The following is a 22,749-nucleotide window of genomic DNA, read 5'->3' as shown; positions in this document are numbered from 1 at the left end:
AAGCTTTTCCGGTTGGCATGTTCTTTGCGGAATAGACAAGCAGGAACAACCGGTTCGAACTTTCAATAAAAGGGGAAACACATCATGAAAACATCAAAGGGTGGTTTGATTGTCGCATCGCTGTTATTGACCAGTTTGCTGGCCGGTTGCGCCAGCGGGGGCACCATCGGCAAATCGTTGGGATCGGGCAGCGGCACTGGCCAGGGAGCTGGCGGCGGTGCGGGCGGCGGCACGGGTGATGGCGGCGGAACAGGCGGTGGCGGCGGTGGAACCGGTGATGGTGGTGGCACAGGTGGCGGCGGAACCGGTGGCGGCGGAACCGGCGGTGGCGGTACAGGTGGTGGTGGAACAGGTGGTGGTGGAACAGGTGGTGGTGGAACAGGTGGTGGCGGTACAGGTGGTGGTGGAACAGGCGGTGGCGGTACAGGCGGTGGCGGTACAGGTGGTGGTGGAACAGGCGGTGGTGGAACAGGCGCTTCGGCCAACTTCCTCTCCAACGTCGGCACTACCGTATCCGGCACAGGCGCTGCGCTGGGTGCGATAGGCAATACCGTGATCAATAACGTGCCGCTGCTGTCGACCGAGGCAAAAGGCGGTTTGGCCGGCGTGGTTAACAACAGCACCGGCATTGTCTCCACCTTGGGCGCCGGCATTACCAACGGCCTGGGCCAGCTCGGCACCAATCCGAACGCGCTCGGCACCACCATCGGCAGCACCGGTGGCGTCGTTACGCAAGTGGGGAATACAGTACAGAGCGCCGGACAGCTGGTGAGCGGCCTGGGCAGCGGACCGCTGGCGCCCCTGGCCGTGGTGACCACGCCGCTGGGCGGCCTGGTGACCCAGGTCGGCGCCGCAGTCTCCGGACTGGGAGCACCATTGACAGCCGCCTTGACTACCGGTCCGGTGCAGCAGATCACCCAGACCGTGACCCAGGCAATCGTGCCGCTGACCAGTACAGTGACGACCCTGACGCAGACAGTCGGCAATGCGACCGGCCTCAACCAGCCTGTGAACACCTTGCTGGTGACAGCGGGCGGCGGCGTTTCCAGCCTGGGCGGCGCGTTGACCGCGGCTAACGTGCCTGTAGTCAGCAGCCTGGGCGGCGTAGTGAGCAATGTCGGCGCCACGGTGGCAGGCCTTGGCACCAACGCGTTGGTCGGCACCGGCCAGCCTCTGCTGGGCAACAAGACCGGCGGTTTGCTGCAGCCTTTGAATAACGTGCTGACCGGCGTGGTAGGCGGAATAGGTGGCGTAGGCGGCAGCGCCGGCGGCCCATTGGCGCCGATCACCGGCTTGCTGGGCGGCTTGACCGGTGCTGTCGGCGGCGCAAGCGGCTCGGCCGGCGGTCCACTGGCTCCTGTCACCGGCTTGCTGAGCGGGCTGACTGGCGCGCTCGGCGGCGCCACAGGTTCAGCTGGCGGTCCATTGGCTCCTGTCACCGGCTTGTTGAGCGGCCTGACTGGCGCAGTTGGCGGTGCAACCGGCGCAGGCGCCGGTCCCCTGGCTCCAGTAACCAACCTGGTGGCCGGCCTGACCGGTGCCCTGGGCGGTGCGACTGGCGCAGGCGCCAGCCCTCTGGCTCCGGTCACCAACCTGGTAGCCGGCTTGACTGGCGCGCTCGGCGGTGCAACCGGTTCGACTGCGGCCAGTCCTTTGGCTCCAGTCACCAACCTGGTGGCCGGCCTGACTGGCGGCAAGCCAGCGACGGGCACCACCAACGATCCGCTGGCCCCGGTGACAGGCTTGCTTAACGGCCTGCTGGGAGGAGTTGCTAAGAAATAACAGCCGTGTAGGGCAGTAGTGCAGGGAAGCGCTGGCGGCGCCAGGCTTCCTTGTTCCAAGGCTGGATGCTTAGCAAATTCTGAGGTGGGATCATGAGAGCCGAACAAATAGTCGATCTGATCGCTTGCGCCAGCCCACAAGCGCAGGTACCGGGCAACGATCTGCTGATCGGGATGCTGGCTCGCGAGATTGCGGCGCTGTCGTACAAGCTGACCGAGCAGGAACTGTATCGCCTGATAGCCGTTGGCTCGCTGGTATATGAACGCGGGCGGCGCGGCAGGGTGTGATTTGTCTAATGCGGATCGGCGCTGGAGCAGACACGGTTGCGGCCGGCTGACTTTGCTGCATACAGCGCCCTGTCTGCTGCCTGGATCAACTCAAATGGAATACTGCTATCCCGGACCGGGACGAAAGCATCGACGCCGGCGCTGATAGTGACCAGGCCGACAGTACTGCGTGGATGCTCAATATGCAGATTGCAGATGGCGACGCGAATTTTTTCCGCCACAGCTACTGCTCCCGCCAGATTGGTATCGGGCAGCAGCACCACCAGCTCTTCGCCGCCGTATCGCGCCGCCAGGTCGCCCGGGCGGTTCTTGCTGGCTTTCACGATTTCACTGATCTGCCGCAGGCATTCGTCGCCGGCCAGGTGTCCGTAGATGTCGTTGTACTGCTTGAAGTAGTCGACATCGATCATCACCAGCGCCAGCGAATTCTCGGTGCGCATGGCGCGGCTGAATTCATCGCGCAGCGCGTTGTCGAACTGACGGCGATTGGCGAGGCCGGTCAGGCTGTCTTGCAGGGCCAGCTGCTCCAGGTGCCGGTTGAGCATCCGCAGCGATTCCTGGACGCACAGCAGGTCGCTTTCCGCCAGCAGGCGCAATCTGATCTGGTGGATCAGGCGCCAGCCGAGCAGGCCCAGCGCCAGCGTCAGCAGCATGGCGCCGAACAGGTGCAGAAAAGTATCGGCGCGCCACTCGGTCAGCACCTCATCCTTGGAACGCGCGACCGTGACGAACAGCGGGTATTGCTCCAGGTGGCGATAAGCGATCAGCCGCTCGACGCCATCCTGGCCCGATTTCATGATGGCGGTGCCGACCGCGCTCCTCGATGCGTAATCGCGGTAGATGGGATAGTTGGACAGGTTCTTGCCGATGGTGTCGTCCATCATCGGCCGCCGTACCAGCATGGTGCCGTCATTCAGGCTGAGGAAAATCGAGCCGGCGCGGCCGATGTCGAAACTGTCGTAATACTTCTTGAAGTAATCGATGTTGATGGTGCCCAGGACCAGGCCGGCGAAGCTGCCGTCGGCATGGTTGTAGCGACGCGAGACGGTCACTATCCAGGCGCCGGTGGAGCGGCTGCGCACCGGCGGCCCGATATACGGTCCGCGCCCGGGGTGGCTGCGGTGATAGCGGAAGTACTGGCGGTCTGAATTGTTGACCACCGGAACCGGCCCGGTGCGGGCATTGGCCAGCCATAACCCGGTTTCGTCGTAGATCGACAGGTCGTTCAGCTGCGGCAATTCGGCGATGTGGTGGATCAGCAGTTTATGCAGCCGTTCCAGCGAGGCGCTGCCGGCGCCGTCCACTTCCAGCCGTTCAACCAGGCCCACCAGCACGGTGTCGGCTTCCTTGATCGTGTCGTCGGCATGCTGCGACAAGGCGCGCGCCAGGTTGGAGGTGGCGATTTCGGTTTCATGCAGCTGGATGTTGCGCGCATTCCAGCTGCGCCACACTTCGACCGACATCAGCGAGACGCATACCAGCACCACGAAGACGGTCGCAAGGTAAGTGATCGGCAATGACTTGAGAGCAGCATGCGCAGGCCGGGGCGCTATAGCGATGGGGATGTTCATCGTTTGTCCAGTAGCGCGCTGGCCTCTGTTTCAGGTTGGTCGTATTCCCTTGCGATATTCGGTGGGTGAAGTCCACATGTGCTTGCGGAACAGCTTGGCGACGTGCTCGCCGCTGAACAGGCCGCAGCGCCGCGCTATCTTGTCTACCGGCAGGTCGGTCTCGGTCAGTTGCTGGCGCACTGCTTCCAGACGCAGGTTGAGCAGGAAGTCATGCGGAGTCTGGCCGGTTTCGCGCTTGAACTGCCGCACGAAATTGCGCTCGCTCATGGAGACGAAATTGGCGGCGTCGACCACGCTGATGGAGTCTGCCAGGTGCTCGACAAACCATAACGAGGCGCGGTGGATCTTGCTGGTCTTGACCGGATCGCTAGCCGCCGAAGCCTGGTTGGCTGGCGGCGTGTCGCGGCGGCGCTGGCAGACCACCAGGCTTTGCGCCACGCGCCGCGCAACCGCCGGACCGAGATCGCTTTCCAGCAGGCGCAGCGCCAGGTCGGTGGCCATGCCGACATCGCAAGACGTGAAGATGCCATCGTCTTCGCTGATCTGCGCTTCGCGGTCGATCTTGATTAACGGGAATTCGCGCGCCAGTTTGTCCAGCAGCGCCCAGTGCGTGGTGGCGCGCCGGTTGTTCAGGAAGCCGGCGGCGCCGATCACGAATACGCCGGTGCAGATGGCTGCGATGCGACGCACGCTGCTGCGCATCTGCTGCAGCCAGGCGATCAGGTCGGGATCTCGGTAAGCATCGAAGTTGCCGGTGCCGCTGGCGATGAGCAGCGTATCGAACTGGTGCCTGCCGAACGACGCCAGCGACGAGGTCATGATCTGCACCGAGGCCGAGGACATGATCATGCCGCCGGAGATGGAGAGAACCGAAACGGCGTAACGCGTGGTGCCTGGGAATACCGTGGAAATCAGCTTGTCGCCGATGCCGAAAACATCTGCCGCGCCGACTACGTCAGCCAGTACGACACCTTCAAAAACGATGATCCCTATATGCCTGGTTGAGCTGCTATTGTCTATCACCTCAAGTGTCTTTGCGCACTCGATATCCATGTGATTCTCCCCGCTAGCGATTTACCTTTGTGCATTGCCGGAACGCAATTTTTTATTGGTAAATTACTATTCCCCATTCTGCTACAAAATTAGATTTTGTCCAGAAAATGATTGTTAAATATAGTCATTTGTGTGGCGCGTTTACACTAGTTTTTTACGGCAACAAAAAATCTTCATTCTGCAACCCGGCATGTCCATCAATGTTAATTTCTGTCGGGCACTTAATAAAAAATGCGCAAAAATTCGACGGCAATTTCAGGTAAGCGATTCGGTATTGCTGCTCTTTTTTCGCACCGGACGCCGCGTTCAATTGGATGAACTGTAGTGTTCGTGCTTGCCTCTCTTGTCGTCCAGCGCATCTAGCAAGCGCGAATTTTCCAGCGTCAGTTCAGCCACGATCTGCTTCAGTTTGGCGTTCTCTTCTTGCAGGCACTTCAAGTCGTGCGGAATGCCTGGCAGGCCGCCGTACTGCTTCTTCCAGTTGAGGAAAGTGCGTTCGGTAATTCCCGCTTGCCGGATTACATCGACCAAAGGCATGCCGAGCTCTTCCTGCTTGAGCGCGGCGGCAATCTGGTCGCTTGAGAACGGAATACGCTTCATGGCATCCCCCTCGCGTCTCTTTTTAGTGGTCTTTTAGTGCCGACAGTTCAGGCAGTTTGTCCAGGCCGAGCCGTGCGCGTATTACCGGATCCTTGTACTGGTCGCCGATAGTGTTGATGCTGTTTTGACCGATGACGCCGGTTGACGCCGCAGTAGGAGGCACCGGTGCGGCAGGTACGCCGGCTCTTTCCATGCCGGGGCAGGAACGTCCGGTCGATTCGACTGCCTTGCGGTTGGCTTCGCTTTGGCACAGCAAGGCAAGCGCAACGTCGTTCAGGCCCATGGCGCGGAATTCCCTGGAATCGAGGCGGCGTACGCAAGCCTGGTCGACCATGGTGGTGCCGCCGGTGGCGCCGAAGCCGGTGAAGGACAGGCCGAACGAGGCCGAGCCCATGCAGGTGTCGGACAAGGTTGTGGTCAGCGAAGGCGCCACGATATTCGGCACGGTCTTGACGGTGTAAGTGCCGCCGTATTCGACCGTGGCCTTGGTATTGTTGGGGCTGCTGCCGGGTTCGCCTGCCGCTGCGCTGCTGGCGGTGGCACCGCTGCCGGTGGCTGATGCCGATTCGGTTGGCAAGGTCACCGATACGTTGACGTTGGAACTGCCGCCCGCGGATGTCGAGCGCGAATTGCCGCCGGTCGAGGTCGAGCGCGATGAACCGCCGCCGATCGCCGTCGAGTTCGAGCCACTGGTGGAGCCGCTCGATGAATTGCTGTTGGTGCCGATGTTGTTGTTGCTTGAGCCGGCGCCCTGTGAAGTCGAGGTTGAGGTCGAGCCCGATGTCGAACCCGAATCCGAGTTGGAACCCGAGATGATATCCGCCTGCGCCAGATTCGCCGCCGAGAGAGCGATCAGGAGCGCTGTTGCTTTGATTGCGCATTTCATTTTTTTCTCCTAGCGGGGCTACTCGGAACTTGCGTTCCTTTCGCCCCTTACGAACGGTTGGCCTGGAGCTAAGACTGGATAGTCGTCAGCACTGGTCTCAAGGGAAAAAGTGGAAATTCCACATGCTGCTTTGTGTGGCAGCACCGGCTGCTGCGCCGGTAGTCGAACCTGAAGTACCGCCAGCACCTGAAGCGCCATGGCCGAAGCCGCCTGCAGAGCTGGTGTTGGTGGAAGTCGAGCCGGTATTGGAAGTTGTGGCGACACCAGTTGGGCTGAATACGGCAGCAGAATTTGCGCCGCCGATGCTGGTATTGGTAGTAGTTGCAGTATGGTAGCCGTTGCCGACGCTGACAGCGCCTGAAACACCGCCGGAAGTCGAGCCCGATGAAGACGAAGCGCCGGCATTGCCCGACGATTGACTGCCACCTACGGCACCGGCCATTGCAGCGTAACCACAGAGAACGGAAGCCAGAACTACAAGGGTTGTCTTGCGTAACATTTTGATTCTCCTTAAGGTAGGGGCGTCATTCACCGTGTTGTCTCGTCTATATACGCCCCGATCAATAGACAAGAATTGCGAAAATTTTTCCTGCTTGGCGCTAACCGGCGGTGTCTCTTTTCGACAAGCCTGCGTGTGATCAAAAACTGCGTGAATGACTTTGATCAACGCGTCGGTGAGAGGTGGTGCTGGTTTGCGTTGATCTGATAATAGGAGTGCAAGTCGAAGTGTTTATGACAAAACCTTGTCAGCTTCGGACAGCGAAGATGGCCGATATGGCTATTGTTTTTCCGTGCTGCATCATGTGAGCGCTAACAAAAAATGCTAAAAAAATCAGCCCATTCACAGGCACGGCAAAGGCCTCTCGCCGATTAATGGCGTACGGAAAATAAAGCGCCGATGCGTGATGTCCGTTTTTGACAAGACTGAAAATATCTTGTTGTTATGCGGTGCATCGACCGGCGATGGTGAGTCTTTGCCGGCGGACGGAGCTTTGATGCAAGCAGGTTTGCACATCGATTTCATGCGCAATTGTTTTGAAATTTGCCGGCCGGTGCGGCGAGAAGTTTTTACGTGAACGCCGTTAATCGGATATATTGCCGCATGTTAATTTGTGTGCGGGAACCTGCGCTGTCCTTGCCGCCTAATCCAATCCGAAGAATCCATCATGAACATCGCTGAATTGTTTTTGCTCGCCGCCATCTGGGGCGCGTCGTTTCTTTTCATGCGCGTCGGCACGCCGGAATTCGGTCCGGTGCCGCTGATTTTCCTGCGGGTAGGCATCGCCGCGCTGGTGTTGCTGCCGGTGCTGCGTTCGGCCGCCGCGCGCAGCCACTTGCGCAGCAAGGCGTGGCCGATGCTGGTGGTCGGCGTCACCAATTCAGCCATACCGTTTTCACTGTTTGCGTATTCCACCTTGTATGTCAATGCCGGTTTCGACGCCGTGCTGAACGCTACCGTGCCGCTCTGGACCGGCCTGATTGCATTCGTATGGCTGAAGGCGCCGATGAGCAAGCCACAGGTGATCGGCATGCTGGTCGGCATGGCCGGCGTGGTGGTCCTGGTGTGGGACAAGATAGGCGAAGGCCAGGCCGGCGTCTGGCTGGCGACGGCGGCGGTCCTGCTGGCCACCTTGTGCTACGGTTTCGCCATCAATTATTCAAAAACCCGCCTGGCCGGCGTGCCGCCTTTCGTGGTTGCAGGCGGCAGCCAGCTGGCGGCGACCCTGGTGCTGCTGCCGCTGGCGCTCTGGTATTGGCCTACCGCAACGGTTTCCGCCACGGCCTGGTACGCGGTGCTGGCGCTGGGAGTGGTCTGCACCGGCCTCGCTTATGCGATTTTCTATCGCTTGCTGGATCGCGTGGGTTCGGCCTACGCCGCCTCGGTGACCTTCCTGATCCCGATATTCGGCGTGATCTGGGGCGCCATTTTCCTCAAGGAAGATGTGACGCCCGGCATGGTGCTGGGCTGCGTGATCATCTTGCTGGGCACCGCCCTGGCAACCGGCAAGCTCAATTTGTCGTTTTTTTTGCGCGGCAAAACTGCCAAATAAGCAGCTAAACAAGGGGCCGAATGGGCATCTGAATGATTTTGGCTTGACGGCGGCGGGAACGGGCGTTGCCAGTGAATATATGCAACACCACAGGCGAGTATGTGGTTTTCGGGGCGTACAAGCGTATTAGTGGCCTGCTTCTATGGCATAATCAAGAGCTAAATTCACTGTTTAGCGCAGCCTCGAAGCTGCCCCGGATCATGCTTAAAACGCTCTACGATAAACTTTGGGAATCCCACGTCGTCCATACCGAACAGGACGGCACGGCGATTCTGTATATTGATCGACATCTTTTGCATGAGGTCACCAGCCCTCAGGCTTTCGAAGGGCTGAAGCTGGCCGGCCGCAAGCCATGGCGGCAGTCGGCCAACCTGATGGTGGCCGACCACAACGTGCCGACCACCGGCCGCGCCAACGGCATCGCCGATCCGATTTCGCGCCTGCAGGTGGAAACCCTGGACGCCAACGCCAAGAGCTACGACCTGACCTATTTCGGTATGAACGACCACCGCCAGGGCATCGTCCACGTGATCGGCCCTGAGCAGGGCGCGACCCTGCCTGGCATGACCGTGGTCTGCGGCGATTCGCACACCTCGACCCACGGCGCTTTCGGCTGCCTGGCGCACGGCATCGGCACCTCCGAAGTGGAGCATGTGCTGGCTACGCAAACCTTGCTGACCAAAAAATCCAAATCGATGCTGGTGCAGGTCGACGGCGCGATACCTGCCGGCGTCACCGCCAAGGACATCGTGCTGGCCGTGATCGGCCGCATCGGCACCGCCGGCGGCACTGGTTATGCGATCGAATTCGCCGGCTCGGCGATCCGCGCCTTGTCGATGGAAGGCCGCATGACAGTCTGCAACATGGCGATCGAAGCGGGCGCGCGCGCCGGCATGATCGCCGTCGACGACACCACGCTCAATTACGTCAAGGGCCGGCCGTTCTCGCCGGCCGGGCCGCATTGGGAACGCGCCGTGACCTACTGGCGCACCTTGCATTCCGACCTGGGCGCCAAATTCGACATGGTGGTGACCCTGAGCGCGGCCGAGATCAAACCGCAGGTCACCTGGGGCACTTCGCCCGAGATGGTGGTGGCCGTGGATGGCCGCGTGCCTGATCCGGACAAGGAAAAAGACGCCACCAAGCGCGACGGCATGGAAAAGGCGCTGGCTTACATGGCGCTGAAACCGAACACCGCGATTGAAGACATCCGTATCGACAAGGTATTCATCGGTTCCTGCACCAATTCGCGGATCGAAGACCTGCGCGCGGCGGCGGCAGTGGTGCGCGGCAAGTTCCGCGCTTCCAACGTCAAGCTGGCGATGGTGGTGCCGGGCTCTGGACTGGTCAAGGAACAAGCCGAGCGCGAAGGCCTGGACAAGATTTTCAAGGACGCCGGTTTCGAATGGCGCGAACCGGGCTGTTCGATGTGCCTGGCGATGAATGCCGACCGGCTGGAGCCGGGCGAACGCTGCGCTTCCACTTCGAACCGCAATTTCGAAGGCCGCCAGGGCGCGGGCGGACGCACGCACCTGGTCAGCCCGGCGATGGCCGCCGCCGCTGGCATCGCGGGACATTTCGTGGATGTTCGTTCCTTATAAATTATTACCGAAGGATAAAAATGAAGAAAATTGTCACCCTGTGCGTTTTGCTGGCTAGCGCTTATGCGCTCAGCGCCTGCAATACTTTCCACGGCTTTGGCAAGGACGTGGAACACGTCGGCGAGAAAATTCAAGGCAAGTGACCTGCTCGCCGAGGCGAGCAGTAGACTGAAGTAATGCGTGAAATAATGCGTGGAATAATGTGATGAATAAATTTACTGTAGTGGATGGCTTGGTGGCGCCGCTGGACCGCGCCAATGTGGATACCGATGCGATTATCCCTAAGCAGTTCCTGAAGTCTATCCAGCGGACCGGTTTCGGCCCGAACCTGTTTGACGAATGGCGTTACCTGGACCATGGCGAGCCCGGCATGGACAATTCGCGCCGTCCGCTGAACCCGGATTTCGTGCTGAACCAGCAGCGCTACCAGGGCGCTTCGATCCTGCTGACCCGCAAGAATTTCGGCTGCGGTTCGTCGCGCGAACACGCGCCGTGGGCGCTGGACCAGTACGGTTTCCGTGCGGTCATCGCCCCCAGTTTTGCCGATATTTTCTTCAATAACTGCTTCAAGAACGGCTTGCTGCCGCTGGTGCTGCCTGAAGCGCAGATCGACCGCCTGTTCGACGAAGTCAAGGCGTTCCCGGGTTACCGCCTGCAAATCGACCTCGACAAGCAACTGGTCAGCACCGCCAACGGCAATGTCGCGTTCCCGTTCGAAGTGGGCGAGTTCCGCAAATACTGCCTGCTGAACGGCCTCGACGACATCGGCCTGACTTTGCGCCAGTCGGACAAGATCCGCGACTTTGAAGAGCGCCATCTGTTTGCCCAGCCTTGGCTGAGCAACACCATCTAAACGGCTTGCCTGTAACTGACTTTTTTGAATTATTCAATCCAGGAAAAAATGAAAATAGCAATTCTGCCAGGTGATGGCATCGGTCCGGAAATCGTTGAGCAAGCGGTCAATGTGCTGCAGGCGCTGGGCGAAAAATTTGAATTGGAAACGGCGCCTGTAGGCGGCGCCGGTTACGCCGCGCACGGCCATCCGCTGCCTGAAGGCACCCTGAAGCTGGCGAAGGAAGCCGACGCCGTGCTGTTCGGCGCGGTCGGCGACTACCAGTACGACAGCCTGGAGCGTGCGCTGCGCCCGGAGCAGGCGATCCTCGGCCTGCGCAAGAACCTTGGCCTGTTCGCCAACCTGCGTCCGGCGATCCTGTATCCGGAACTGGCCGGCGCTTCGACGCTGAAGCCGGAAGTGGTGTCGGGACTGGATATCCTGATCATCCGCGAACTCACCGGCGATATCTACTTCGGCCAGCCGCGCGGCGTGCGTATCGCGCCGGACGGCGCTTTCAAGGGCGAGCGCGAAGGTTTCGACACCATGCGCTACGCTGAATCGGAAATCCGCCGCATCGCCCACGTCGCGTTCCAGGCCGCGCAAAAGCGCGACAAGCGCCTGACTAGCGTCGACAAGGCCAATGTGCTGGAGACTTTCCAGTTCTGGAAAGATATCGTGACCGAGGTGCACAAGGATTATCCGGATGTCGCGCTGGAGCATATGTATGTCGACAACGCCGCGATGCAGCTGGTGCGCGCGCCGAAAAAATTCGACGTGATCGTCACCGGCAACATGTTCGGCGACATCCTGTCCGATGCTGCCGCCATGCTGACCGGTTCGATCGGCATGCTGCCGTCGGCTTCGCTGGACGCCAACAACAAGGGCCTGTACGAACCGTCGCACGGTTCGGCGCCGGACATCGCCGGCAAGGGCATCGCCAATCCGCTGGCGACCATCCTGTCGGCCGCCATGATGCTGCGCTTCTCGCTGGACAAGGCGGAGCAGGCCGAGCGCATCGAAAATGCGGTCAAGAAGGTGCTGGCGCAAGGTTTGCGCACCGCTGACATCTACGAAGCGGGCACCACCAAGGTCGGCACCAAGGAAATGGGCGCGGCGGTGGTCAAAGCGCTGGGCTAAAGAATCTGGCAGGTGGTCTGCCGTGGAGTGCGGGGCTTTTCCCCGATTTTGGCAGTAAATTGTTAGGGAATCATGATGAAACTGGTTGGTTTGGTCGGTTGGCGTGGCATGGTGGGTTCGGTCTTGTTGCAGCGTATGCAGGAAGAGGGCGATTTCGCCCATATCGAACCGGTATTCTTTTCAACTTCAAATGCCGGCGGCAAAGCCCCGGCGCTGGCGAAAAACGAAACAACGTTAAAAGACGCCACCGATATTGAAGCCTTGAAAAAATGCGACATCATTATTACCTGCCAGGGCGGCGACTACACCAGCGAGATTTTCCCGCAGCTGCGCGCCGCCGGCTGGAACGGCTACTGGATCGACGCCGCGTCGACCCTGCGCATGAAGGATGACGCCATCATCGTGCTGGATCCGGTCAACCTGGATGTCATCAAGGACGGCTTGCAGCGCGGCGTCAAGAACTACATCGGCGGTAACTGCACGGTTTCCTGCATGATGATGGGCCTGGGCGGCCTGTTCCAGCAAGACCTGATCGAATGGATGACCTCCATGACTTATCAGGCAGCCTCGGGCGGCGGCGCGCAGCACATGCGCGAACTGCTGACCCAGTTCGGCTCCATCAACGCCGAAGTCAAGGCGCTGCTGGACGATCCGAAAGCGGCGATCCTGGAAATCGACCGCAAGGTACTGGGCAAGCAGCACTCCATGTCGGCCGACGAAACCAAGCAGTTCGGCGTGCCGCTGGGCGGCAACCTGATTCCCTGGATCGACAAGGACCTGGGCGAAGGCTTGTCAAAAGAAGAATGGAAAGCTGGCGCCGAGACCAACAAGATCCTCGGCCGCGGCGAAGGTTTCAGCAACGGCGGCAAGGTCATCCCGGTGGACGGCTTGTGCATCCGCATCGGCGCCATGCGCTGCCACTCGCAGGCATTGACCATCAAATTGAAAAAAGATGTGCCGCTGGACGAAATCAATGACATCATCGCCGGTAATAACCAGTGGGTGAAAGTGGTGCCTAATGACAAAGAGTCATCAATGCGCGACCTGACCCCAGCGGCGGTGACCGGCAGCCTGACAATTCCTGTCGGTCGTTTGCGCAAACTGCAGATGGGTGGCGATTATTTGTCAGCCTTTACCGTAGGTGACCAATTATTGTGGGGTGCGGCCGAACCGTTGCGCCGCATGCTGCGGATTGTGCTGGATACCTGACTTGTTGCGGTAGTTGTGATATTGTTGCCGACTTGCAATATAGCCCGCTAAGTATTTTCTTGAAGAAAGTCCTAGCGGGCTTAGCGTATCTGTTTGTATTTATAGAATGTTGTTACGCTAGCCAGCAAGTGCTTCATAAATGGGATCGCATTTGCGAAGCGCCAGACTAATGTCAATCTGGATATTGATTTTTAAAAAAACTGGGTACAGTATTTGCTTTCAGCAAGATTTGTTTCCTTATACGTCAACGGACAGTCCTTCATGCCACACAACATGCACCTGAATTCTTCGAATAAATTTATTTCCACCGGTTTAAAGACCCTTACTGCGGCCGTGGTCTCCACGCTGCTGATGGTGTCTAATGTCGACGCCGCCGGACTGGGTAAATTAACCGTGCTTTCCTCGCTGGGACAACCGTTACGTGCAGAAATTGAGCTTACCTCGGTAAGCGCGGACGAAGCCGGCGGGCTGGTGGCGAAACTGGCCAGTCCGGAAACTTATCAGCAGGCCAACATCGATTTCAATCCGGCCCTGATGTCTTTGCAATTCACCATCGACCAGCGCAACGGCCGCCGTTTTGTGCGGGTGACGTCGACCCAGCCCATCAATGAGCCGTTTGTCGACATGCTGATGGAACTGGGCGGCACCAAGGCGCGCCTGGTGCGCGAATACACCTTGCTGCTCGATCCTGCCGGCCAGCGTCAGGCGCAGCCGGCCCAGATCGCCGCCGCACCTGCGGCGCCGCGTGCCACGACGGGCGCTCTCAATGCCGCTCCTCGTTCGGCCCCGACCCAGACCAGCCAGGTGCAGTCGCAAGGCGGCGTCGCCTCGACCATCACCGATGCTACCCGTGCAGCAGCCGCCAGGGCAGTCGCCGGCGGCGCGACAGCTCCCGCCAGCAGCGCAAGCAAGCCGGCGGTTTCAGCTTCAACGTCAGGCTCGACCGGCCAGGCCAAGTCCTCCAGCGCGGCAGCAGCGCCTGCGGGCGGCGATTACCAAGTCAAGAAGGGCGATACGCTGGCCCGCATCGCCAGCGAAAACCTGCCAGCCGGCATCTCGCTGGACCAGATGCTGGTAGCGCTGTACCGCAGCAACGAAGGCGCGTTTGTCGGCAAGAACATGAATCGCCTGCGTTCAGGCCAGATCCTGTCGATTCCAGATGCCGACGGCGCGCGCAGCGTCAGCAAGTCGGAAGCCCGCAACGTGGTGCTGGCGCAATCGAATGATTTCAAGAGCTATCGCAACAAGCTGGCCGGCATGGTTGAATCGGCTGCGCCAAATGCGGCGGCTGAATCCAGGCAAAGCAGCGGCGGCAAGATTACCGCCAAGGTGGAAGAGCAAGCCACTCCGGCCAGCGAATCCAAGGACAAGCTGAAACTGTCGCGCGGCGCGGCTGCGACCGGCGCTGCCGACGCCAAGGCCGCTGCTGCCGCTACCGCGGCGACGGAAGAGAAGATCGCCCGGGAAAAAGCGGCCGCCGAAGCAGCATCGCGCGTCAAGGAACTGGAAAAGAATGTCAGCGATCTGCAAAAGACGCTGGAATTGAAGAACAAGAACCTGGCTGACCTGCAGAATCAGGCTGCCAATGTGAAACCTGCAGCCCCGGCAGCCCCTGTAGCGGCAGCGCCGGCCGCAGCCGTGCCGGTCACCCCGCCGGCAGCAGTTGCGCCAGCGGCAGCGGTTCCTGTCGTGGCTCCCGTGCCAGCGGCTGCCGTACCTGCTGCGGCTGAACCGGCTGTCGCCAGCTCGGCTCCTGCCACCATTGTCGATACAGGCGTCGCCAGCGCCGCGCCGATCGCTGCAGCACCGGTTGCAGCCGCACCAGCCCCAGCGCCGGCCAAACCCAAGGCAGTTGCACCGCCAGAGCCGAGCTTCATCGAAAGCATTACCGAAAATCCACTGCTGCTGCCGGTTGGCGGCGTCCTGGTGGCTTTGCTGGCCGGTCTCGGCCTGTTCCGCTATCGCCGCAATCGTGCGCGCCAACAGGCTTTCCTGGACAGCAGCGGAGCGCCGATGACAAATACGGGCCTGAAGGGTAATTCCCTGTTCGGCTCGACCGGCGGCCAAAGCGTCGACACCAAGAACAGCATCTTCAATTCGAATTTCGTGCCGTCGGTCAGCCACCTCGACACCAATGTCGACCCGGTCGCCGAAGCCGATGTGTATATCGCTTACGGACGCGATGCACAAGCCGAGGAAATCCTGAAAGAAGCCCTGCGCAACCAGCCAAGCCGCAACGCGATCCGCGTCAAGCTGCTGGAAATCTACGCCAACCGCAAGGACCCGCGCTCGTTTGAAATCCTGGCCAGCGAGCTGTACAGCCTGACCCGCGGCGAAGGCGAAGACTGGCAGCAGGCCGCCGCACTGGGCCTGAATGTCGATCCGGCCAATCCTCTGTACGGCGGCGGCAAGCTGCAGGACCAGGTGATCGCCAAGGCGAATTCGATTACCGCGCCGACCCAGCCGATGGATGGCCTCGACTTCAATTCCCTGACCGCGCCGACCGAGCCGCAAGCTGTTGCGCCGATTCCTGAACTGGTGCACCCGGCCGCGCCGACCCAGCTGCTGGCGCCATTGACCGCAACGGAACTGGGCAAGCACGGCAGCACGGCAGCCGCGGCGCCGGCGGCTGACATGGATTTCGACCTGGAAGAACTCGGCAGCGAAACTTCTGCCAACCAGAACACCGTGTTGCTGTCGGCTTCCCACGATGCCGGCAAATCCATGCTCGACGCTCTCGATTTCGAATTGGACCACAAGCCGGCGGCGGCTCCTGCAGCCGCACCGAAGGCCGTGGAAAAGAGCGCTGCGCCGGCAATGGCGTTCAGCTCGCTGGAACTGCCGGCAGGCGGCCAGCCTTCGAACTACGAACCGGCCCATGCCCATATCGATATTCCGACAGAAACCAAGCCAGCCAAGGCGCCGGCGGCGCCTTCGTATGCCCAGCATGCGGAACCGATGGTGGCGCCGCTGGAATTCAACCTGGCCGGCATGAACCTGGATCTGGACAGTGCGATCCACGCCCATGCGCCAGCCGCCAGCTTGGCTCCGGCTCCGGCCGCGGTTGACGCCGCCATATCCTCGACGGCCAATCCTGAAATGGCGACCAAGCTGGACCTGGCCGTCGCATACAAGGAAATCGGCGACAAGGAAGGTGCGCGCGAACTGCTGGAAGAAGTCTTGAAGGGCGGCAGCGCGGAGCAGGTGGATGCAGCCAAGTCCTTGCTGACCAAGCTGTGATGTAACTAGTACAATAGCTTCAGCATTTTGCTTTTGACGGGCGCGGCGTTATGCTGGCGCCCGTTTGCTTTTTTTGAGATTGGAACCGGATTTGAATCGTATCGTTCTCGGCGTGCAGTACGACGGCACGCCTTGGCAAGGATGGCAGACCCAGTCTAGCGGCAAGACCGTACAGGACAGGCTGGAAGCCGCCTTGCAGAAATTCACGCAGGGCGCAATCGACACCACGTGCGCCGGCCGCACCGATTCCGGCGTGCATGCGCTGGAGCAGGTGGTGCATTTCGATACCGCCTTGTCGCGCGAAACATTCTCCTGGGTGCGCGGCCTGAACGCTTTCCTGCCGCCGTCGATCGCGGTGCGCTGGGCGCATCAACTGCCCGCGCTTGCCGAAGGCGGAGGCGAAGACCAGTTCCACGCGCGCTTCAGCGCCACCGCCCGGACCTATCACTACCTCTTGTACAACAACCCGGTCCGTTCGCCGCTGCTGGAAGGCAAGGCCGGCTGGGTGTTCCGGCCGCTGGAGCTGGAGCTGATGCGCCAGGCCGCGGCGCACCTGGTCGGCACCCATGATTTTTCCGCCTTCCGCGCGGTGGAGTGCCAGGCCAAGTCGCCGGTACGCACCATGGAAGAGATCCGCATCGAGCGGCGCGGCGACCTGATCGTGTTCAGCTTGCGCGCCAACGCCTTCCTGCATCATATGGTGCGCAATATCATCGGTTCCCTGATCTATGCCGGCAACGCCAGCAAGCCGCCGGAATGGCTCGCCGAGCTGCTGGCCCAGCGTGACCGTGGCCGCGCGGCGCCGACTTTCATGCCGGACGGCCTGTACCTGGCGCAAGTGGCTTATGATCCGAAGTGGCGCTTGCCGCAGCAGCCGGCCGGGGTTTTGCCCTGGCTTTAGGCATTAAATGTCAATTTGCCATGCTTCAAGGTGATATATTGCGCTTCCTGATGTTTTTCTGACCAGACTGAATTCCATGAGCCACCGCACCCGAATCAAGATCTGCGGCCTGACCCGCGAGCAGGATGTGCAAGCCGCCGTTGCGGCGGGCGCCGATGCGCTGGGTTTTGTGTTCTATCCGAAAAGCCCGCGCTACGTCACGCCGCAGCAGGCCGCCGGCCTGATCGCCAAGGCGCCGCCGTTCGTCACCACGGTCGGCTTGTTTGTGAATGTGGAACAGGAGCAGCTGCAAGAGATCGTGGCGCAGGCGCCGGTATCGCTGCTGCAGTTCCACGGCGACGAAACCGTGGAGCAGTGCGCGGCGCTGGCGCAGGCGGTAAACCGGCCGTTTATCCGCGCCATGCGTATCGGCAGTGCTACAACGGCCGCCGATTTGCTAGAATACGCTCAGGCATATCGCAATGGCAGCCGTTTGTTTGCAGGTTTGCTGCTCGATACCCTGGTTGAAGCTTATGGTGGCAGTGGAAAGGTATTTGATTGGTCTCTCATCCCAAAAGAACTCGCGCCTCAGGTCGTTTTAAGTGGTGGCTTGAGCGTGCACAATGCGACTGACGCGGTAAAACGCGTACGTCCCTTTGCGGTCGACATCAGCAGTGGCGTCGAGCAAGACAAGGGCATCAAGGACGCCGCCAAGATTCGCGCATTCATTGCCGCGATACGGCAGGCGGACGCCGAACCAGCCGGACTCTAGCAACAGTTTCGAGGTCCGGCCGGCAAGTCAGACAATACAGAGAGATACCAGAAAGATACGCCATGAAAGAATTCACACCCCTCGAGCAGTACGCCGAGCGCCAGCCGCTCGCCAATACCACCTTGCGCCAGAGCGCCCAGTACAACCTGCCGGACGCCAAGGGCCACTTCGGCATGTACGGCGGCAGCTTCGTGTCGGAAACCCTGACGCTGGCGCTGAGCGAACTGCAGCAGGCTTACGCCAAATATCAGAACGAGCCGCAGTTCCTGGCCGAATTCCACAGCGAGCTGAAACACTATGTCGGCCGTCCCAGTCCGATCTACCACGCCAAGCGCTGGTCGGAACAGATGGGCGGCGCGCAGATCTATTTCAAGCGCGAAGACCTGAACCACACCGGCGCCCACAAGATCAACAACGTCATCGGCCAGGCCTTGCTGGCCAAGCGCATGGGCAAGCCGCGCGTGATCGCCGAAACCGGCGCCGGCCAGCACGGCGTGGCGACTGCAACCATCTGCGCCCGCTTCGGCCTTGAATGCGTGGTGTACATGGGCAGCGAAGACGTCAAGCGCCAGATGCAGAACGTGTACCGCATGAACCTGCTGGGCGCCAAGGTAGTGCCGGTCGAATCCGGCTCCAAGACCTTGAAGGATGCGCTCAACGAAGCCATGCGCGACTGGGTCACCAACGTCGAAGATACTTTCTACATCATCGGCACGGTCGCCGGCCCGCATCCGTATCCGATGATGGTGCGCGATTTCCAGTCGGTGATCGGCAACGAGTGCCTGGTGCAGATGCCGGAGATGACCGGGCGCCAGCCGGATCATGTGGTCGCCTGCGTCGGCGGCGGCTCGAATGCGATGGGGATTTTTTATCCCTATATCGATCATCACGACGTCGCCCTGGTCGGGGTCGAAGCTGCCGGCGAGGGCCTGGCCAGCGGCAAGCACTCGGCTTCGCTGACGCTCGGTTCGCCCGGCGTGCTGCATGGCAACCGCACCTACCTGCTGCAAGACGCCAACGGCCAGATCATCGAGACCCATTCGATTTCGGCCGGCCTCGATTATCCGGGCGTGGGTCCGGAACATGCATGGCTCAAGGATTGCGGCCGCGCTACCTACGAGACCGTGACCGACGACGAGGCGCTGGCGGCGTTCCATACCTGTTGCCGCATCGAGGGCATCATCCCGGCGCTGGAATCGAGCCACGCCCTGGCATATGCGGCCAAGCTGGCGGCAACCTTGCCCAAGGATAAGATTATCCTGGCCAATCTGTCGGGCCGCGGCGACAAGGACATGCATACCGTTGCCGAGCGCCTGAAGCTCTAAAGCAAGCCAAGAGCAGGGCGGCGATCCCGCCCTGCAGTCCTGATCACTTCATCCAATAGATACCATGTCCCGAATCCAGACTACCTTGGCAGCGCTCGCTGCAAACAATAAAAAAGGCTTGATCCCTTTCATTACCGCCGGCGATCCGGCGCCGGAACTGACCGTGCCGCTGATGCATGCGCTGGTCAGGGGTGGCGCCGATATCCTCGAGCTGGGCGTGCCGTTTTCCGATCCGATGGCAGAAGGCCCGGTGATCCAGCGCGCTTGCGAACGGGCGCTGAAATTCGGCGTCAGCTTGCATGACGTGCTGGGTTATGTCCGCGAATTTCGGCAGAGCAACAACAGCACGCCGGTGGTGCTGATGGGTTACGCCAATCCGCTGGAACGGATGGGCGTCGATGCCTTTATTGCCGCTGCGAAAGAGGCCGGAGTCGACGGCAGCATCGTGGTCGACTATCCGCCTGAAGAGTGCGAAGAATTTGCCGAGAAGATGCAGGCCAATGGCATGGATCCGATTTTCCTGCTGGCGCCGACCTCGACCGAAGAGCGGATTATGCAGGTGGCCAAGGTCAGCAGCGGATTCACGTATTATGTGTCCTTGAAGGGCGTGACCGGCGCCGCCAACATCGATACCGGCGAAGTCGCAGCCCGGGTGGCGGCGATCCGCAAACATGTCAAATTGCCAATCGGCGTCGGTTTCGGCATCCGCGATGCGGCCACTGCCAAAGCCGTGGCGCAAGTGTCGGACGCGGTCGTGATCGGCAGCCGGATCATCCAGGAACTGGAAAATACGCCGCGCGAACAGGCTGTAACTGCTGTAGAAAGCTTCTTGTCGGGGATCAGGAAAGCGCTGGACGAGTAATTTTTGTATCAAAATGACAAATATTTCCTGAGTCGGCCGGCTTGAATAGCTATTTCGCCGATTTGGGGATGAAGGTACAATTCGGCAGGAAAAAAATCTGAAGGAGGTCGCTCTATGAGTTGGCTAGAAAAATTACTACCCCCACGTATTCAGCGCAGCGACTCGGCAACCCGTAAATCGATCCCCGAGGGATTGTGGGTCAAATGCCCGTCATGCGAAGCGGTTTTGTATCGCACCGACCTGGAGTCGAACATCCATGTTTGCCCGAAGTGCAACCATCACATGCGGATACGCGCACGCGAACGCCTGGACGCCTTGCTGGACGCCGGCGGCCGCTATGAGATCGGCCAGGAAACGCTGCCGATCGACACTCTCAAATTCAAAGACAGCAAAAAATACCCTGATCGCCTGAAAGCCGCGATGGACGCCACCGGCGAAACCGATGCGCTGATCGTGCTGGGTGGTTCCATCATGACGCTGCCGGTAGTGGTGGCGGCATTCGAGTTTGAATTCATGGGCGGTTCCATGGGTTCGGTAGTGGGCGAGCGATTTGTGCGCGGCGCCCAGGTGGCGCTGGAGCAGAAGGTGCCGTTCATCTGTATCACGGCTACCGGCGGCGCGCGCATGCAGGAAGGCTTGCTGTCGCTGATGCAGATGGCCAAGACCACCTCGATGCTGACCAAGCTGTCGGAAAAGAAGCTGCCGTTCATCAGCGTCCTGACCGACCCGACCATGGGCGGCGTGTCCGCTTCGTTTGCCTTCATGGGCGACGTCGTGATCGCTGAACCAAAGGCGCTGATTGGTTTTGCCGGCCCGCGCGTGATCGAGAACACCGTGCGTGAGAAGCTGCCGGAAGGCTTCCAGCGCGCCGAATTCCTGGTTACCAAGGGTGCGGTCGACATGATTGTCGACCGCCGCAAGATGCGTGAGGAAATCGCGCGTTTGTTGGCGTTGTTGCAAGATCAGCCAGTCGAATCCATCGCTTGATGTGAATTTCGCCCCAGGGCCTGAACTGTTGCGGTTCAGGCCTTTTGTTTTTAGTTGGATGTCAAAATGTCAAATATCCCCGCCAAGCCCGTGACGCTTGCCGACTGGCTCTCCCTGCTGGAGTCGCGCCATTTCAAAACCATCGACATGGGCCTGGACCGGGTGGTGCAGGTGAAGGAACGGCTGCAGCTGCAATTCGACTGTCCGGTGATCATGGTGGCGGGCACCAACGGCAAGGGATCGACCTGCGCCATGCTGGAATCCATCCTGCTGCGCGCCGGCTACAAGGTCGGCCTGTACATCAAGCCGCATTTCCTCGATTTCAACGAACGCGCCCGCATCGGCGGCGAATCGGCCTCGGATGCGGCCCTGATCGCCAGTTTTGAGGCGGTGGAAGCGCAGCGCGGCGACATTTCCCTGACGTATTTCGAATTCACCACCCTCGCCATCATGCACTTGCTGGCAGAAGCGAAGCTCGATGTGGTGATCCTCGAAGTCGGCCTCGGCGGGCGCCTGGATGCGGTCAATATCGTCGATGCCGACGTCGCCATCGTCACCAGCGTCGATATCGACCACGTCGAATACCTGGGCGACACCCGCGAGAAAATCGGCTTTGAAAAGGCCGGCATCTTCCGCACCGGCAAAACCGCGGTCTGCAGCGATCCGGTGCCGCCGCAATCCCTGATCGACCATGCCAACGCGATCGGCGCCGACCTGTGGTTGCTGGGCCGTGATTTCAACTATACCGGCGACAAGCAGCAGTGGAATTACGGCGGCCGAGGCCAACGCCGCAATGCGCTCGGCTATCCCAGCCTGCGCGGCGCCAACCAGCTGCTCAACGCGTCAGCGGCGCTGGCGGCGCTGGAAGCCTTGCGCGACCGCCTGCCGGTCAGCGCGCAGGAAGTGCGCAGCGGCTTCGTCATGATGGATTTGCCGGGCCGCTTCCAGGTCTTGCCGGGACAGCCGCTGGTGATCCTGGACGTCGCCCACAATCCGCATGCGGCCGCCACGCTGGCGCAGAACCTCGACAACATGGGTTTCCATCCCTATACCTATGCGGTGTTCGGCGCCATGCTGGACAAGGATATCGAAGGCATCGTCGCGCAGCTGAAGACGCGCATCGACCACTGGTGCCTGACCGCCTTGCCGCTGCCGCGCGCGGCCAGCGGCGAACAGTTGCAAGAACGTTTGCTGGAAGCGGGTGTCCATGCAGAGCAGGGGCCGGATGCGCAAAGCAGCATCCTTTCCTTCGATTCTCCCGAGCTGGCCTATGCAAATGCATTAAGCAGGGCAGGCGAGAATGATAGAATTGTGGTTTTCGGATCGTTCCTGACCGTGGCTGGCGTAATGGCAGCCAGGAAGTCTGGATTCCACTGACGATTGATCAGCCTGCGCCTATGGCGCCGACTCACTAGCTAGCTAAAAATATCGCATGGGTTTGTTCTCTTTTCTTCGCAAAAACAAGCAGCAAACCGACCCTGACCAGGGTGTCTATCGTTCCAAGGCCGATACCTTCGGTCCCGGCGCCGAGCAGGCCGAACTGCCGCTGCGCAGCCGCAAAGCCAAGGCAGGCAAGGCCGGCAACCAGTCCAATGAAGCGGTAGACCCGGTCCTGCCGGAAAAGAAGCGCGCCCGGCGCCGCCTGGTGGGAGCGGTGGCCCTGGTGCTGGC

Annotated in this window: 21 protein-coding genes and 1 pseudogene; 17 read left to right on the top strand and 5 right to left on the bottom strand. The window is 60.5% G+C overall.

The window, feature by feature from the left end:
• The first annotated feature begins 217 nt into the window (after nt 1–217).
• The 3 genes from JWQ61_RS03510 (at nt 218) to JWQ61_RS03500 (ending at nt 2,069) form a co-directional block, all read left to right on the top strand.
• Entirely contained in the window at nt 218–544 is a 327-nt protein-coding gene (locus JWQ61_RS03510; RefSeq protein WP_304359289.1) for a hypothetical protein, read from the top strand.
• 8 nt (nt 545–552) lie between these two features.
• Complete coding sequence (locus JWQ61_RS03505; RefSeq protein WP_304359288.1) at nt 553–1,782, top strand: collagen-like triple helix repeat-containing protein; 1,230 nt, start codon at nt 553–555, stop codon at nt 1,780–1,782.
• Nucleotides 1,783–1,874: 92 nt separating this feature from the next.
• A complete protein-coding gene (locus tag JWQ61_RS03500) occupies nt 1,875–2,069 on the top strand; it encodes a hypothetical protein (protein WP_014005844.1) in 195 nt (64 codons plus the stop codon).
• Between the two features lie 5 nt (nt 2,070–2,074).
• On the opposite strand, the gene JWQ61_RS03495 is transcribed toward JWQ61_RS03500, so the two are convergent.
• The 5 genes from JWQ61_RS03495 to JWQ61_RS03475 all read right to left on the bottom strand — a co-directional run bounded on the left by JWQ61_RS03495 (nt 2,075) and on the right by JWQ61_RS03475 (nt 6,846).
• Entirely contained in the window at nt 2,075–3,640 is a 1,566-nt protein-coding gene (locus JWQ61_RS03495) for a GGDEF domain-containing protein (RefSeq protein ID WP_304359287.1), read from the bottom strand.
• A 30-nt stretch (nt 3,641–3,670) separates the two neighbouring features.
• Entirely contained in the window at nt 3,671–4,693 is a 1,023-nt protein-coding gene (locus JWQ61_RS03490) for a GlxA family transcriptional regulator (RefSeq protein ID WP_304359286.1), read from the bottom strand.
• A gap of 306 nt (nt 4,694–4,999) precedes the next feature.
• Nucleotides 5,000–5,293 (bottom strand): transposase, encoded by a 294-nt coding sequence (locus tag JWQ61_RS03485; protein ID WP_304359285.1) that lies wholly within the window; start codon nt 5,291–5,293, stop codon nt 5,000–5,002.
• A 22-nt stretch (nt 5,294–5,315) separates the two neighbouring features.
• Nucleotides 5,316–6,179 (bottom strand): hypothetical protein, encoded by an 864-nt coding sequence (locus JWQ61_RS03480; RefSeq protein WP_304359284.1) that lies wholly within the window; start codon nt 6,177–6,179, stop codon nt 5,316–5,318.
• A gap of 97 nt (nt 6,180–6,276) precedes the next feature.
• Nucleotides 6,277–6,846 (bottom strand): hypothetical protein, encoded by a 570-nt coding sequence (locus JWQ61_RS03475; protein WP_304359283.1) that lies wholly within the window; start codon nt 6,844–6,846, stop codon nt 6,277–6,279.
• Between the two features lie 499 nt (nt 6,847–7,345).
• Between JWQ61_RS03475 and JWQ61_RS03470 the strand changes: the two genes are divergently transcribed.
• From JWQ61_RS03470 to JWQ61_RS03405, 14 genes and pseudogenes are all read left to right on the top strand, one after another.
• Nucleotides 7,346–8,230 carry a DMT family transporter gene (locus JWQ61_RS03470; protein WP_304359282.1) on the top strand — a complete coding sequence of 295 codons (885 nt, stop codon included), beginning with the start codon at nt 7,346–7,348 and terminating at the stop codon, nt 8,228–8,230.
• A gap of 200 nt (nt 8,231–8,430) precedes the next feature.
• Nucleotides 8,431–9,831, top strand: a complete 1,401-nt coding sequence (gene leuC / locus JWQ61_RS03465; protein ID WP_304359281.1) for a 3-isopropylmalate dehydratase large subunit — start codon at nt 8,431–8,433, stop codon at nt 9,829–9,831.
• 20 nt (nt 9,832–9,851) lie between these two features.
• Nucleotides 9,852–9,974, top strand: a complete 123-nt coding sequence (locus JWQ61_RS03460; RefSeq protein WP_050808536.1) for an entericidin A/B family lipoprotein — start codon at nt 9,852–9,854, stop codon at nt 9,972–9,974.
• A gap of 62 nt (nt 9,975–10,036) precedes the next feature.
• The gene (gene leuD, locus JWQ61_RS03455) at nt 10,037–10,684 is read left to right on the top strand and encodes a 3-isopropylmalate dehydratase small subunit (protein ID WP_041741651.1); all 648 of its coding nucleotides are present in this window, start codon (nt 10,037–10,039) and stop codon (nt 10,682–10,684) included.
• Nucleotides 10,685–10,732: 48 nt separating this feature from the next.
• Nucleotides 10,733–11,803 carry a 3-isopropylmalate dehydrogenase gene (leuB, locus tag JWQ61_RS03450; protein ID WP_304359280.1) on the top strand — a complete coding sequence of 357 codons (1,071 nt, stop codon included), beginning with the start codon at nt 10,733–10,735 and terminating at the stop codon, nt 11,801–11,803.
• A 75-nt stretch (nt 11,804–11,878) separates the two neighbouring features.
• Complete coding sequence (gene asd, locus JWQ61_RS03445; RefSeq protein WP_304359290.1) at nt 11,879–13,012, top strand: aspartate-semialdehyde dehydrogenase; 1,134 nt, start codon at nt 11,879–11,881, stop codon at nt 13,010–13,012.
• 261 nt (nt 13,013–13,273) lie between these two features.
• Nucleotides 13,274–16,252 (top strand): FimV/HubP family polar landmark protein, encoded by a 2,979-nt coding sequence (locus tag JWQ61_RS03440; protein WP_304359279.1) that lies wholly within the window; start codon nt 13,274–13,276, stop codon nt 16,250–16,252.
• A gap of 91 nt (nt 16,253–16,343) precedes the next feature.
• Nucleotides 16,344–17,153: a tRNA pseudouridine(38-40) synthase TruA gene (gene truA / locus JWQ61_RS03435; protein WP_304359278.1), complete on the top strand. Its 810-nt coding sequence runs from the start codon at nt 16,344–16,346 to the stop codon at nt 17,151–17,153.
• Nucleotides 17,154–17,229: 76 nt separating this feature from the next.
• Entirely contained in the window at nt 17,230–17,904 is a 675-nt protein-coding gene (locus tag JWQ61_RS03430) for a phosphoribosylanthranilate isomerase (protein ID WP_304359277.1), read from the top strand.
• 62 nt (nt 17,905–17,966) lie between these two features.
• Nucleotides 17,967–19,229, top strand: coding sequence for a tryptophan synthase subunit beta (gene trpB / locus JWQ61_RS03425; protein WP_304359276.1), 1,263 nt, complete (start codon nt 17,967–17,969; stop codon nt 19,227–19,229).
• 64 nt (nt 19,230–19,293) lie between these two features.
• The gene (gene trpA, locus JWQ61_RS03420; RefSeq protein WP_304359275.1) at nt 19,294–20,091 is read left to right on the top strand and encodes a tryptophan synthase subunit alpha; all 798 of its coding nucleotides are present in this window, start codon (nt 19,294–19,296) and stop codon (nt 20,089–20,091) included.
• 114 nt (nt 20,092–20,205) lie between these two features.
• Nucleotides 20,206–21,078: an acetyl-CoA carboxylase, carboxyltransferase subunit beta gene (gene accD, locus JWQ61_RS03415; RefSeq protein ID WP_304359274.1), complete on the top strand. Its 873-nt coding sequence runs from the start codon at nt 20,206–20,208 to the stop codon at nt 21,076–21,078.
• 66 nt (nt 21,079–21,144) lie between these two features.
• On the top strand, nt 21,145–22,455 hold the full coding sequence (gene folC, locus JWQ61_RS03410) for a bifunctional tetrahydrofolate synthase/dihydrofolate synthase (protein ID WP_304359273.1): 1,311 nt from the start codon (nt 21,145–21,147) through the stop codon (nt 22,453–22,455).
• A 55-nt stretch (nt 22,456–22,510) separates the two neighbouring features.
• Nucleotides 22,511–22,749 (top strand): annotated as a pseudogene (locus JWQ61_RS03405) (SPOR domain-containing protein); the annotation flags it as partial.

This window comes from Collimonas fungivorans (genome assembly GCF_028292705.1).
Lineage (GTDB): Bacteria > Pseudomonadota > Gammaproteobacteria > Burkholderiales > Burkholderiaceae_D > Collimonas > Collimonas fungivorans_B.
This window is presented reverse-complemented; position numbering and strand designations above follow the sequence as displayed.